This window comes from Fusibacter sp. QWL-12, from assembly GCF_058683495.1.
The window spans coordinates 1941125-1955218 of the sequence record NZ_CM178745.1 but is presented as its reverse complement, the minus strand read 5'-3'; the positions used below and the strand labels follow the sequence as shown (position 1 = coordinate 1955218).

The 14094-nt window shown below is 37.9% G+C and carries 10 protein-coding genes and 1 pseudogene; 2 read left to right on the top strand and 9 right to left on the bottom strand.

What is annotated here, in order from left to right; all coding sequences use genetic code 11:
* Window positions 1–148: 148 nt before the first annotated feature.
* The 5 genes from AC4PID_RS09515 to AC4PID_RS09495 all read right to left on the bottom strand — a co-directional run bounded on the left by AC4PID_RS09515 (window position 149) and on the right by AC4PID_RS09495 (window position 6093).
* The gene (locus tag AC4PID_RS09515) at window positions 149–1885 is read right to left on the bottom strand and encodes a DUF4153 domain-containing protein (RefSeq protein ID WP_492135338.1); all 1737 of its coding nucleotides are present in this window, start codon (window positions 1883–1885) and stop codon (window positions 149–151) included.
* 264 nt (window positions 1886–2149) lie between these two features.
* Window positions 2150–2947, bottom strand: a complete 798-nt coding sequence (locus tag AC4PID_RS09510; RefSeq protein ID WP_492135337.1) for a DUF2705 family protein — start codon at window positions 2945–2947, stop codon at window positions 2150–2152.
* A 9-nt stretch (window positions 2948–2956) separates the two neighbouring features.
* Window positions 2957–3754: an ABC transporter permease subunit gene (locus AC4PID_RS09505; protein WP_492135336.1), complete on the bottom strand. Its 798-nt coding sequence runs from the start codon at window positions 3752–3754 to the stop codon at window positions 2957–2959.
* 1 nt (window position 3755) lies between these two features.
* Entirely contained in the window at window positions 3756–4640 is an 885-nt protein-coding gene (locus AC4PID_RS09500) for an ABC transporter ATP-binding protein (protein WP_492135335.1), read from the bottom strand.
* A 127-nt stretch (window positions 4641–4767) separates the two neighbouring features.
* Window positions 4768–6093 carry a sensor domain-containing diguanylate cyclase gene (locus AC4PID_RS09495; RefSeq protein WP_492135334.1) on the bottom strand — a complete coding sequence of 442 codons (1326 nt, stop codon included), beginning with the start codon at window positions 6091–6093 and terminating at the stop codon, window positions 4768–4770.
* A gap of 272 nt (window positions 6094–6365) precedes the next feature.
* Between AC4PID_RS09495 and AC4PID_RS09490 the strand changes: the two genes are divergently transcribed.
* The gene (locus tag AC4PID_RS09490; RefSeq protein WP_492135333.1) at window positions 6366–7676 is read left to right on the top strand and encodes a methyl-accepting chemotaxis protein; all 1311 of its coding nucleotides are present in this window, start codon (window positions 6366–6368) and stop codon (window positions 7674–7676) included.
* A gap of 77 nt (window positions 7677–7753) precedes the next feature.
* Here AC4PID_RS09490 and abc-f read toward each other — a convergent pair whose 3' ends face one another.
* From abc-f to AC4PID_RS09475, 3 genes and pseudogenes are all read right to left on the bottom strand, one after another.
* On the bottom strand, window positions 7754–9670 hold the full coding sequence (gene abc-f / locus AC4PID_RS09485) for a ribosomal protection-like ABC-F family protein (protein ID WP_492135332.1): 1917 nt from the start codon (window positions 9668–9670) through the stop codon (window positions 7754–7756).
* A gap of 397 nt (window positions 9671–10067) precedes the next feature.
* Window positions 10068–10718: an NUDIX hydrolase gene (locus AC4PID_RS09480; RefSeq protein WP_492135373.1), complete on the bottom strand. Its 651-nt coding sequence runs from the start codon at window positions 10716–10718 to the stop codon at window positions 10068–10070.
* A 54-nt stretch (window positions 10719–10772) separates the two neighbouring features.
* A pseudogene (locus tag AC4PID_RS09475) lies at window positions 10773–11087 on the bottom strand (GNAT family N-acetyltransferase); the annotation flags it as partial.
* 231 nt (window positions 11088–11318) lie between these two features.
* On the opposite strand from AC4PID_RS09475, the gene AC4PID_RS09470 reads away from it, so the two are divergent.
* Window positions 11319–13172, top strand: a complete 1854-nt coding sequence (locus tag AC4PID_RS09470) for a diguanylate cyclase (RefSeq protein ID WP_492135331.1) — start codon at window positions 11319–11321, stop codon at window positions 13170–13172.
* Here the strand turns inward: AC4PID_RS09470 and idi are convergent.
* Window positions 13165–14082, bottom strand: coding sequence for an isopentenyl-diphosphate Delta-isomerase (gene idi, locus AC4PID_RS09465; RefSeq protein WP_492135330.1), 918 nt, complete (start codon window positions 14080–14082; stop codon window positions 13165–13167). The two genes, AC4PID_RS09470 and idi, sit on opposite strands and share 8 nt — an antisense overlap.
* Window positions 14083–14094 lie beyond the last annotated feature (12 nt).

Below are 14094 nucleotides of genomic sequence, written 5' to 3'. Positions count from 1 at the left end.
ATTTGATTTTATAAAAAGCAACGAACAGAACGTGAACAAAATATGACCACTCTAAAAAACTTCAACCATCGAGCCGTCAGATTTTACCGCCATCAAGATGATGACAAAAAAATCCTCGCCGAGTTTTCACTTAGCGAGGATTCTGTGTTTACTCTGTTATATCAATGAGCATACGCACTGAGAAACCGTTAATTTCAAGGTCTAACACTGCTGTAGGTGCTTGATCTGCTAGATTTCTACCGTCAATGTTTTGGTAAATTAGGTGCACCATCGTACCATCAGTTCCCACAAGTTCAGGAATCATATCTTGGTTCAAATAAAATTTTGCAGCTGCTACGCGAAGGTCCTCTGATAGAACGACCACTGAATCTTTAGTGAGTTCAAATAGATCCTTATCAAATTTAACATGATAATTTGCATTTAAATCGTATTCAAAGGTTTGGTCGTAACTATTGAGCTCTACTAAATAGTCTGCACCTTGCAAGTCAATCACTTGTTGAGGCATTTTTACATAGTAGTTAATATAGTCATTTACTGTATAGCCAGGATCCCAGTAGTAAAGGAGTTCAAAACCTAATACATCTTTAGCATCTCCTCTATCAAATCCATCAGGCAAAACTGAGATTTTTTTATCCGCATATGCACTCATCAAAAAGTTGATTTGGTTGGAAATTTCACCTTGCCCCTCTTTTGTGACTGATGAGTTGGGCGTGATAGACCCATCTGAATTCAAGAGGCCATACTGTGTTAACATGGCTTCAAGACGATCTGTTTGACTGTTAAAAGTAAGCTGATAGCCAGATAATGGTCCAAAGAAAGATAAGGTTGTCATAGCGATGAGTAGAATCATCACAACAACTGCTGTTTCTCGTTTCTTTTGCCACATACTTGCAAGGCTAAGCGCAGCAAAGATGGCTAATGTCACTACAAAATATCTCGGCATGGTAATTCCAAATGCATTAATTCTAATGAAAAGTGCAACGAACAGCATAATTAATGGTATCGTCATCATAGGAATATAGATTCTAAAGAATTTCTCTAGCCACTCTAATTTGTATCTAAGATCTCTTACGAAGAAGAGCGTGATTACACTTACAGACGCATACCAAAGCACAAGGTTGCCGATGACACCTTCTGGTAATTTAAAGTTAAACAGGATCTTAATGAAATAGGCGTACAGGATAACGGTGTAGACACTGATTATTGGTAAAACGATATACAGAAACAAGCTCTTAAACAGCTTTGAAAACTCTTCAAGCTGTATTTCCTGATTCTTCTCAGGGACATTGCCTAAGAAGTGTGTCACACCAAATGTCGCAGCAATGAATATGAACAGATCAAAATAGATTTCATCCCACCAATTGAAGTCGAATAAGACCTCAATGGTAAAGACCATCATCGCTATGCCGCCATATAGAACGCCTGCAAATAGAACGGTCATAAAAAATTTACCCGCTAGGTGTAAGATATATCTAGATAAGCCTTTTCTGTCGATAAAATATGGCATCGTTAGGAACATTAAAAACAGAATTCCCCAAAGTGCCAAATATCGCATAACAAAATAATCGCCCATCGGCGTTGGGATGGTTAGATAGTACAGTAAAGGGAGAAGAATGCCACCCCCATGAGCTAGGTACTTGTAAAGACCGTTAAACTGATATCGCTCTATGGTGACTTTAGCAAGTGCTGACATAGGAATACCCAGTGCAAATACCATCATTAATTTTTCTACTGTATCTGTACCACTCGCATCATATGACATATGAACACGCGTCATCACTGATGCCATAAAACACAAACTAAAGATGAGCGTGATAGGAAATCGCTCTATAGAACGTTTTAACTGTGTCATCACAAATTTGAATAATTTCGTTATCTTACTCATTTCAACACTTCCTTTTTTATTTGTAGTAATATGACTATTATACTTCATTAAACCTAATACCTGTTACTTATATACCCAATTTAATCTAAATGTGACATTTGGTGCAAGATAAAACCCCATCTCTTATTCCTTCTTTTCTTAAAATATGACCTCTATTTCACGGAAGAAGGTTTAAAGATATGGGGCATTATTTAAGATAAAATGATGCTATCAGATGTGTCAAAATAAGATAATTGTCAAATATATGATCCACTAAATCCTATATTAAACTGACAGATCTCTCTTATAAAATTGTTGGTTTGCAACATATGCAAATATGACACTTAATACGATCAGTACAATTGTCGAAGCCACATTCATCGTATGCTCCAGCACCACATCACTGGCCTGATAAGCTTTAAAAGGTGTGATATATTTAAGGAACTCAACTTTATCACTTAAATCAGATGCAATCGATAAGAAGAAAGTGCCCAACACGATGCCTGTCGCCGTTGAGGTGGCAACCTTGGTCGTCTTCATGACGGCACCTAGTAATACACCTAACGTTAAGAAGAAGAGCTGAATGAAGAAGAGTGCCAACATTAAAAGTGAAACCTCTGGCAATAAGCCGTTGCCATCGTTATTTTGAGCGATCATGATAACTGAAGTAACCAGTGTAACTAGGTTAAAAATGATGACATTGATGACGCCAACAATCAGTTTACTAAAGACAACTTTACTTCTTTTGACAGGTCTCGAATAGATGAAATCTGCACTGTGATCTCTTTCTTCTTTAGAGATGATAACCGCTCCGAGCATCACTGCGTGTATCGCAGCAAGCAGCATAAAGTATAAGAAAAATACGGTATAAAAACCCTCTACAGTGGTTAAATCCACACGATTCATGCCAAGTGCTTTCATCAGTCCTTCTGGATAACCTTCAAGCATGGTTTTTAAATCCACACCAGATGAAGAAAATCCTACGTATTTCATCATTCCAGCTAGGATGATGAATATCTGTGCAATCGACCATATGATTAGAGACTTCATATGTGCCCTAAGCTCTCTAAGTACAATATTCATATGAACCTCCTATATAGACGGTAAATCTTTTTTACTGAAAATCTTATAAGTAAAAAAGATAAATACGGCATTTAAAACAAACCATGCGGCTACAAACTTACCTTGATAGGCGAAATGCTCTGAAACATAAGCTAAGTCAAAATAGCCAAATGGCGATAACCATGCTAACTTCGCATCATCTAGTGTTTGATTCAGTAGATAAATGATGTAGAACATAAACACCACACCCATGCTGATCGGCAAAACGGTGCGAATGCGTCTTAAGAATACAGATACAGCAAGACCGAGGAATGCAAAGAACGTTTGAAGCATGAATAGCGTCCCTGCCATCGCTAAAAAGTCCATAAACGCAAAGCTCTCGTCACTTACTAACTTAATAATTATAAAACTTGATGCGATCATCACCACGTTCATTATAATGATTTGAATAAAGACCGCAAGCATTTTCATCGTGATGACTTTGCTTCTTTTAATGGGTTTAACATATAGAAAATCCCCTGTTTTATCTCTAACTTCTGCAGATAAAACAGATACGCCTAGATTCATCGCTTGTACAGAGCCAGCCAACAAAACATAGAGAAATGCGAAACTAAAATAGCCTAGAACTTCACCTAGATTTGTGGTCGTGATGCCAAGTGCCTTTCTAAACTCAGGTGGAAAAGCTTCAAAAACCTTTTGAAAATCAGCCACTTGATCGTGTATAACAAGATACATCGCCATAAAAAGACCGAGTGTACCAACCAAAGAGAGGCCCCATACTATGAGGGATTTTCTGCCCATTTTAAGCTCTTGCTTTAAAATGTTCATATTATGCCTCCTTTAAATAGTAGTGCATGAAGATTTCTTCAAGCGTTGGCTCTTCTATAATGATATTTTTAAGATCTAAAGTATAGAGAACTTTAATAATTTCATTGATATTTCCTTTGTAGAGGAATTGAACGCCCTCTGCAGTTGTCTGTAAATTTGTGATGCCTTCAAAGTTGAATTTTGAAGCAATGCCTTCAGAAGTAGATTCTATAATGACGCGTTTATATGTGTTATTGCGCATTTCATTGATATTTTCTACTTTAACGATTTTGCCTTCTTTAATAATGGCCACTCTTGAGCATAGCTTTTGAACCTCAGATAAGATATGTGATGAAAATAAGATTGTCGCCCCTTTCTTATTTTCTTCGAGAATAAGATCAAAGAATTTTTGTTGCATTAACGGGTCTAAACCACTGGTCGGTTCATCTAGAATAATGAGCTTTGGCTCGTGAAGTAAACCTTGCACGATACCCACTTTCTTTTTATTTCCGTAGGATAAATCCTCAATCTTCTTATTTAGGTCAAGATCCATCGCTTTAGACAGTTTTTCAATTCTACTCATATCTACGTTTTCATAGAAGCTTGCCGAATATTTAAGCACATCAATTACTTTCATGTTTTCATAGTAGAAAACCTCTGATGGCAAATAGCCGATGTCTTTTCTGATTTCATCGCCGAACTGTATGCAGTCTTTTCCAAAAATAGTTGCTGAACCACTGGTTGGATAGATCAGTGATAGTAACGTTCTTATCGTTGTCGATTTACCGGCACCGTTTGGACCGATAAAACCAAAGATTTCTCCCTCTTCCACACTAAAGGAGACGCCTTCTATGCCTCGATGCTTGCCGTAGTATTTCGTCAACTGATTGATTTCAATAATTTTCATGACAAACCCCTTTCTATAGTCATACTGACTAAGTATATTCTGAAAATAGCATAATAAATGCAATGTGACAAGGTGGTCACATTGCATTTAATACTTATTTAAGGATTTGATAAGGTTTCCTTCATACCTAAATTACAGTGCTTTTATCAACATACATTTGTTCATCAGCGATGGTAAACAACATATCGAAGTCGAGTCCATGCTTCGGATAGACAGCATATCCTATACTAGCAGTAACTAAAACACTGTAGCCATTGATTTCAAGCTTATAGGATAAAACGCTCTTTAGCCTCTTCTTCATCTGCTGTAAGTTCTCTTTTTCATGAACATATGGGATGACGATTAAAAACTCATCGCCACCGATTCTAAATGGGATTTCATCCGTCCGAATGGCTTGCTGTAATCGGGATGCGGTCTCTTTTAATACCTCGTCACCAACGATGTGCCCATAGGTGTCATTGATGTCTTTAAATCGATTGAGGTCAATAATCAATATTCCTGCATCGTGGTTATTCCGCTCAGCGGATGCAAACACTTGCTTAATGGTTTCATCAAGTGAATTTCTATTACGGAGTCCAGTAAGATGATCATGAATCGACTCATTTTTAATCACATCATTTGCTCTTAATATAACAAAACTAAATATAGAAGTTCCAGCAAGTAGAAATATACCAATAAAAATATAGATCACCATATTTATATAAGTTGTAAATGGTTGTTTGCCTAAACTTATTCCCAACTGCCAGTTAATAAGCCCGTCCTCAAACTCAAACCAACGTGTGCTCTCATCTGAGAAGCTGTCTTCACCATAAATAATTTTGTCATTATCCTTAATCAAAAGGTTAACTTTTAGAGATTTCTCAAGATTTGCAAGCACTTCATTAAAGACCTCTTCTTTTAGCACAACACTTACATGTCCAAAATAGGTGTCTGTATTTTTAGAAAATGGGTATCTAATGATAAAGCCTTTGCCTCCTTGTACAAGATCAACAGGTCCTTGGAAGACAGGTTTCATTGTATTTTGAACCCTTTCAATATAAGGTTTTTGTGCTTCTATGGTACTTAGATCAATTCCGATACTCGCCTTATTTTCTTCATAAGGATAATTCCAGTGGATGATCGTACCATAGATGACCCCAACATTTTTTATTATTTCATCGTTTTCAGAAAACAAATTGCCCATATAATTATAAAACGCTTCATCCGTTAAATCATCTGTGGATTGAATATAGGCAATTGCGCCTTTTATGAGGTTAATTTTGGAATAAATCATGTTTCTAATTGTATTATCAAATATCCCATAATCTTCTGTTATCCGAAGTATTTCTGCTTGATTGATTCGATTCAGCTCATAGAAGGAGAAGCCAACGGTTATAGAGAACATTATTATACCAATTAATATGGCTGTCACCTTTGCTCTGAAATGATCTTTTGACTTTTGCTTTTTCTTCATAAAATCGCCTCTAAGTTTATTTCGTACTTACAGTTAATCCTGTTTCACCTGTTCAAATTGCCTCTACTTATAATATTACATATATACACCATAATGCGATTATCACGCATAAAAATTCTAAATCCATAAATAAGTCTGTGAATTATGTCACAATTGTGATACGATGTGTAAATAAATAATTACACTCGATTACATATTTTTCACAGCCAAAACATTTATACATAATTTGTCAATTATAGAAATGGGGTCTATAGAGATAAAAGGAGATAAATATGTGGAAATTAAGTAAGAGGGATAAGAACAAAGAAGATTTAAAAGGTAATAACAGCAGCTCACAGCATATCCATGATGAGATTAAAACGGTTCCAAGACATAAGAGAAATCAACAAGAAGAGTTCTTCGAGAAAGCCTTAATGGCAATTAACGAACTACTTACTTTTATGACAAGACAGGATCATATCAAAGATATGTTAGTAGACATGGATCATCAAGCGATACGCGTCGAAGGTGTTGCAGCTAGCTCACAAGAAGTCAGCGCGTCTGTAACTGACATCTCTGAGTTTGTGGCAGCATCAAGCGATAGCACAGGACAGGCACTTAAGCTCACCTCTGGTTGTATTGGTGATATTACTGGTGCATTTAAGCAAATTGAGGAAGCCTTTGTTAAAACACAAGAAGCGCAAAACGCAATGCATCGCGTCAACGATGAAGCTGAGAAGATTTCTGGCATGGTAGCGGTTATCAAACAAGTAGCCGATCAAACCAATTTACTCGCTCTCAACGCATCTATAGAAGCTGCAAGAGCAGGTGAAGCTGGACGTGGCTTTTCAGTTGTCGCAGATGAGATTAAAAAACTTGCTGATAATACTAAGCAGCAGGTTGAACAGATTCAAACGCTCGTAGGAAGCCTCTCAAAAGAAGTGATGATTAGCACAAACTCTATAGATGATGCGACCAATACTTTTTCTATAGGGCGTCATGCCATAGACAAGTCAATGAATGGAATGGACACGATGGGAACTTCGCTTCAAGGCATTAGCAGTAATTTCTTAGAGATTACAGCGAATATAGAAGAGCAAACCGCTGCAACTGAAGAAATGGCATCCAGTTTAAGTTTGATAAACGAGCAGATTCAACATTTAAGATCTGAAACCAACAAAACAGGTGAAGTTTTCTATACCATAAGCAAAATGGTAGACAGTATTAGAATAGAAGCAATCGGACATATTGATGGCTTGAGCGTAACGAATCAACTTGAACTTTGTATTTGTGATCATCTGATTTGGAGGTGGCGTGTTTACAATATGATTTTGGGCTTTGATCGCCTCTCACCTGAGCAAGTCGGCACACATAAGACCTGCCGCTTAGGAAAATGGGTGGACAATGTCGGAATGAATATTGACAAGTACAAAGGTCTACTGACTGAGATGGAAAAGCCTCACGCTGCTCTACACGAACAAGCTTCACGAGCGATTAAAGCATATAATGCTGGTGATCGAAACAAAGCAGAATCCGTTTTACTAGAAATGGATGAAAGCTCAAAAGCTGTCATCACAATCTTGAATCGACTTAAAAAGATATAAGTAAAAAATACAAGCCTATGCTATATAATTACACTGAGTGTTATTATATAGCATAGGCTTTAATATTATTACATATATTATTCCAGCATGGATTCCCAAAGGGCCTCTAACGCCTCTTGTTTCTGATTCTTCTGTTCATATAACTCACCGAGTTTTATATAGTCATCTCCACACTCTGCCATCTCAGCTTCGATTTGAGCGAGATCAAACTCAAGATAACCAATCTCTTTCTCAATTTTATCGATAGCACGTTGTTTGATGACCGCTTCATCTGGTTCAGATCGCTTTTCTTTCTTTTTTATCGGTTCGACTTTTATAGTCTCAACTTGCATTTGATCTTGCCTCTTTTGAAGCTCATTGCGGTAATCATTATAATTGCCATCATAGCTGACAAGTTTGCCTTTTTCTATTGCTACGACGCGTTTTGCAATCTTGTTGATAAAATATCGGTCATGTGAAATAAAGAATATGGTGCCTTTAAAGTTCTCAAGCGCCTCTTCAAGTGTCTCTATTGCATCGATATCCAGATGATTGGTTGGCTCATCTAAAATCAGAAGGTTCACCTCTTCATAAAGCAATCTAGACAGCTTCAATCTGATCCTCTCGCCACCTGATAGTGCCGAAACAGGTGTAAAAACACGTGGCCCAAAGAACATAAATTTTGACAGGTACTCTCTTGCTTTTCCCTCAGGGATATCAATCCCATCTCTAAAGGTTTCAAGTACGTTAAGCTGTGTATTCTCAAACTCTATCTCTTGCGGCAAGTAAGCCACCTTTGCTCCTGATCCAATCTTAAGATGACCCCTGTCTGCTGTCTCATAGCCCAAAAGCATTTTGATAAATGTACTTTTTCCACTGCCATTTGGTCCGACGAGTACCACACGCTCTTTGTACTGTATGAGCACATCTGCAAAATCAAAAAGACGTTTTCCATCGTATGCTTTGCACAGATCAGTGGCAACTATCGTTTCATTTCCTGTTCGACCTGAGGCTGTCAATCCCAGTTTCATACCTGGCTTGTCGATTTGTGGACGGTCCATTTTATCCAGTTTTTCAAGTTTGAGCTGCATACTCGCAGCACGTCTGAAAAACTTGTTATTGTCCGCTCGAATCGCCCAATCTCTCAATGATTTAATCGCTTGTTCCATTTGGTTGATTTTCTTCTGCTGCTCCATGAACTGCGCCAGCTCAATACGAACCTGCTCTTCCTTTTGCTTCACGTACTCAGAGTAATTCCCCTTAAACATTTTCGCCGATTTACCTTCTATCTCAATGACCTTTTCAACCACCTGATCTAAGAAATAACGGTCATGGGAGACGATGATGACGATGCCTTTATACTGTTTTAAATAGCCTTCTAGCCACTCAATTGCTTTTGTATCTAAATGATTGGTAGGTTCGTCTAAAAGCAAGATGTCTGGTTGATCCATCAAGAGTTTGCCCAATATCACTGTCGTTTTTTCTCCACCGCTTAATAGCTCAAATGGTCGATTGAGAAAGGCTTCTTGAAAATCCAAACCGATACAGATCCGACTGTATTTTTCCTCAACGTCATAGCCGCCAGCAGTTTCAAAGGCTGCTGTAACACTTGCGTATTGCTTAAGTAAAATATTAAGTGCATTTTCATCTGCATGCTTCATCTGCTCTTCAATTGAACGTAGTTTACTTTCCAATGCACGCGTCTCTTCAAAGGCAAGCATCAAAACTTCCTTAACCAACATATCGCTTGGATAAACTGGAATCTGCTCCAGATATGCCACCTTTGCTTCTTTAGGTATATTGATTTGTCCTTTATCGTAACCGACGCTCCAAGAACCAATGTACACGTTAAAAGGCTCTATCCCTGCGATTAATTTTAAAATGGTACTCTTACCGCACCCGTTTGGACCAACGATACCAACCCGTTCACCAGAGTATATTTGAAAGGACAAATCCTCTAATAGCAGATGTGTGCCCATGTATTTCATAACTTTATTGAATGATAGTTCAAACATATTTTCACTTCCTTAATTGATATGATATAAGCAAGTTAGATTGTTGCTAAATAAAAAACGTAGGAGACATCTCCTACGTTTATAAAGTCATACTAATATCAGACTCCCTTTAGGAAGCCTTTATTACTTTCAAAATGATGATTTATATCATGACTTTATTAGGATGTCTAACTGCTTTAAGCTAAAAACGACAAGTAACCCCCACTAAGGCGGTTCACTTTTTTTGTTCAGTTCGCTTCTGTTTAGCAGTTAGAAGGTGTCATAACCTTATCTCCTTTTCTTAAAAGTCACTATTAGTATAACAAATTCACTTTTCGACGTAAAGTGACAGTATGATTGCCACTATATGACAACTTTGTGACAATTCAAAATATTCAACCTTTTTATTAAGCGGATTTTATTTAAGATTTCTGGCTCTATTCACTATTTTTCTATAAACTTCTATCATAAAAGGTTCATTTGAATACTGCTCGAGTGCATCGACAGGAATCCACATAACACCACTATTCTCATCAGGCTTTATCTGATGTGACGCATCTTCAGATGCAATGAGTACATAGGTTAAGTTTAAGTGAAGATGTGCTGAAACGTATTTACCCTTTTTATAATGACCATTAACGGTTAACACATCTATCGATAATGGCAGATCACTAAGTGGCTCGAGAGCATTGATCCCCGTTTCCTCAATCCCTTCTTTTATGGCAACAGTTAAAAGATCCGTGTCCGCATCCGCATGACCACCAGTCCATGCCCATGTGTTGTAAATATTGTGATGTACCATGAGAATTTTATCTAAGCTTTGGTTTAGAATTAACCCAGAGCTGGTCATATGTGCAACCTCAACTTCACGTGTTAGTAGCTGATCCCCGTAAAGTTGTATTAAGTCTTCAATCATACGCTTGTCCAAGGTCTCCTGCTCGTTGATGGGCTGATAGTTTCTAATGGCTTCTCTATAATAATCCTTTTTATCATATCGATATAAAATATGTCTATAAAGTGGACTTGTAGATTCAACTCTTGTATGGTCGAATTCACCTATCTTTTTCATGCCAATTTTCTTCATAACATTTTCTGATGGCAAATTAATCTTTGCTGTAAAACTATATACTTGTTCAATACCAAATGTTTCAAAGGCTGCAGTTAAACAAGCTCTTGCACCTTCTGTTGCATACCCTTTCCCCCAAGCACTTTTAGTTAGACGCCAGCCAATCTCCATGCAAGGTGTAAACTCCGCTTCAAAATTTGCTTCCTTGAAACCGATAAAACCGATAAATGAACGGCTGCTCTTTTCCTCAACAGCAAATAATCCATAACCATTCTTCGCAATGTCTGTTTTTATGCGTTCTGCAAATTGGTCACTTTCAGTTTCATTCAGAGTCTTTGGAAAAAATCGCATCACTTCCAAATCAGCGTTCATCTTTCTAAATTCCAAATAGTCTTCATCTTTCCATTTTCTTAATATTAACCGTTCCGTTTCTATATAAATCATCTTTATCTCCTATCTTTCTCAATCTTTACTAACTTTTTCTAACTTTAATGGTTAACAATGCAATATTCATATCTAATGTTATTATCTTTATGATAAACTAAATTTATAGAATAGAGAATACCATTTACTAGGACGAGAAAAGTAATAGGAAGGATTCTAATGAGAAAAAAAACTTGGCTTGGACTGTTGATCATTGTTGGATTTTTGAGTGTTATATTCATCCCTTTGGTACTACCCTCAAACAATAGTGTGACAACACCAAAAATTGAAAATGGGATCCTCGATCTTAGAGAATGGGATTTTGTTCAAAATGGACCAGTTGCTTTAAACGGTGAATGGGCTTTTTATTATGATGCCTTTTATTCCGCCATTGATATCAAGAACGGTCAAAGCTCCCCTTTACAATGGGTGACCGTGCCCTCTTCAAGAGATACCTTCAGCAGTACACTGATGAATAGCGACTACTTTTATGGTACCTATCATATTTCGATTCTCCTACCATCGTCTGATGCAGTCTACGGTTTATCCACTGACATCGTTATGAGTGCATATAAGCTATTCATAGATGATACCTTCCAAACCGAAGTGGGTAAGGTAGGCGTCGATCAGGCATCTAGTACCCCTTATTATAAACAAACTCAGTCTTACTTTAAGCCTACTGACCATCAATTAGAGATTATCTATCAAGCTTCGGATTTTCACTTTGGCGATAAGGCGATTAAGGCACCTCTTCTGGGGCTTGCAGATCAAATTTCCGATGCTTCAAAGCTTAAATTATCCAGAGACTTACTTTTATTTGGCATCTTATTCATCATGGGCGTCTACCACATCGGTCTCTTTATCAAACGCAGTAAAGACAGATCGCCACTCTATTTTGGCATCTTTTGTTTGGCATTTGCATTTCGCATGCTGTTGGTTGGTGAAAGATTCCTGCCGACGTTTTTCGACCTCAACTTTAAAGGCTTTGCACGTCTTACCTATATCGCTGTTTATTTAGGTTTTTCAAGCCTCTGCGCGTTTTTATACAGCTCGTTTAAAGATTTAATCAGGCCTTTTGCCGTGTATCTCTCATTAGGGATAAGTATTCTATACACCATATTTGCCCTTATTTTGCCTTTTGTATGGCTTGATCGACTATTAGGTTTCTATATGGTGGTTGGCTTTACAACGCTTTTCTATATACTTTATCGTTTGATTTATGGTCTTTATAAAAAAGTGCCCTTTACAGGTGCCGTTTTAGTTGGATTTAGCTGCTTGCTCATCGTATTCGTCAATGATTACCTTTATGAGGTGACACTTAAAAATATCCCTTCCATGATTCCGTTTGGATTGACTTTTTTCGTCTTCCTACAGGCTTACATGCTATCGGCAAAGTCGGCATATGCCTTCTCTCAATCTGAAAAACTATCAATTGAAAACAGTGAAATTCTTTTAGAGCTTAAGGATATGAACTTAAAGCTTGAAAGTGAGGTTGAAAAAAGAACGGCTGATTTAGAAAAGCGAACTGAAGATTTACAGCTTGCTTTAAAAGAAGTTGAGATGCTATCAAACATCGACTATTTAACTGGACTTCCCAATAGAAGGCACATGATTTACCAGATTGAAAAAGCCATTCTTTCAGGTGAAGGCTTTCATATAGCCGTTGCTGATATCGACCACTTCAAAAATATCAACGATACCTATGGACATGATATTGGCGATCAAGTACTGGTAGAACTGTCACAGTTAATCACAGAATTCTTGGGCGATCGAGGCGTGATCGGCAGATGGGGTGGTGAGGAATTTTTAATCCTCCTGCATGAAGCGGACAAACAAAATGCGATGGCACTCTCTAATCAAATCCTTAAGCTAGTGACACAGAATGTTTTTAGCCCGGTTGAAGCTAAGATTTCGCTTACCATCGGCATGAGCCTGTACGATAAAAAAGGCACCATAGATGGATGCATCCATAGTGCCGATACCGCTTTATACTCAGGTAAGCAAGCGGGTAGATGCCGTGTGGTTTCTAGCTAATCGCCGCTTGAATTTGATCAAACCCTTTTTCCAGAAGATATTTAAACCAATAGGTGAAGTTTTCAGGCTGGTTCTGAACTTCACCTTTTAATTTCTCTAAACTGATCCATCTTACAGCGTCTACTTCTGAAGGATCAAACGCCACCTCACCCTCCCATCTACCGATGAAAACATGATCGTACTCGTGTTCAAATAGTCCAGGTTCAAACTCCACTTTATATAAAAATTCAAACAATGGTGTGATTTCACAGTCGAAGCCCATTTCTTCTCTCAGCCTTCTGTGTGCTGCATCGATAACCGCTTCTTCACTTCTAGGATGTGAACAACACGTGTTTGTCCAAAGTAGTGGTGTATGATATTTGGTTGCACTTCTTCTCTGTAAAAGCAATTCGTTTTTTTGATTAAACACTAGCACTGAAAAGGCTCTATGCAGCTGCCCCTCTTTATGTGCACGCCATTTATCCATCGTGCCGATCATCTGATCCTTTTCATCCACTAAAACGACGTTTTCCTTTTGAAGCGTCACCCATTCATTAAATGTCTGAACCAATGTGTCCACTATATTTTCAACGACTTCGAATGTATGCGCTTCTATGTTAGATAAATGAATGCCAGCTGAAACCACACAATTTACCTGCCATTTTGTACTCAACTTCAGCGCAACCCTACGCGCAAGCTCATCCTCTTTATGTCCAGTCACACAGATGACACTGGCACTGGCAGAACTTTTCTTTTCCTCTAAAGGCATTTTCGAGTTGTCTAAGCTCTCTCTTGGCACAGCTACTGCTGTCGCTCCGATATGTGGTACGTCACCACCTGAAAGTGTTATAGAATAATCCTTGCCACATGGCACTGCTGTCATGGTGATGCTAATCCCGCTGGATTCTGCTTTGTGATTGAAAATTTCCATGTTGCCTCCTAA

What these genes read in the sequence shown, in the direction of transcription:
- idi (WP_492135330.1), bottom strand. Translation starts at nt 14,082, where the DNA reads ATGGAAATTTTCAATCACAAAGCAGAATCCAGCGGGATTAGCATCACC.
- AC4PID_RS09480 (WP_492135373.1), bottom strand. Translation starts at nt 10,718, where the DNA reads ATGAAAAAGATAGGTGAATTCGACCATACAAGAGTTGAATCTACAAGT.
- AC4PID_RS09515 (WP_492135338.1), bottom strand. Translation starts at nt 1,885, where the DNA reads ATGAGTAAGATAACGAAATTATTCAAATTTGTGATGACACAGTTAAAA.
- AC4PID_RS09470 (WP_492135331.1), top strand. Translation starts at nt 11,319, where the DNA reads ATGAGAAAAAAAACTTGGCTTGGACTGTTGATCATTGTTGGATTTTTG.
- AC4PID_RS09505 (WP_492135336.1), bottom strand. Translation starts at nt 3,754, where the DNA reads ATGAACATTTTAAAGCAAGAGCTTAAAATGGGCAGAAAATCCCTCATA.
- AC4PID_RS09500 (WP_492135335.1), bottom strand. Translation starts at nt 4,640, where the DNA reads ATGAAAATTATTGAAATCAATCAGTTGACGAAATACTACGGCAAGCAT.
- AC4PID_RS09490 (WP_492135333.1), top strand. Translation starts at nt 6,366, where the DNA reads ATGTGGAAATTAAGTAAGAGGGATAAGAACAAAGAAGATTTAAAAGGT.
- AC4PID_RS09510 (WP_492135337.1), bottom strand. Translation starts at nt 2,947, where the DNA reads ATGAATATTGTACTTAGAGAGCTTAGGGCACATATGAAGTCTCTAATC.
- abc-f (WP_492135332.1), bottom strand. Translation starts at nt 9,670, where the DNA reads ATGTTTGAACTATCATTCAATAAAGTTATGAAATACATGGGCACACAT.
- AC4PID_RS09495 (WP_492135334.1), bottom strand. Translation starts at nt 6,093, where the DNA reads ATGAAGAAAAAGCAAAAGTCAAAAGATCATTTCAGAGCAAAGGTGACA.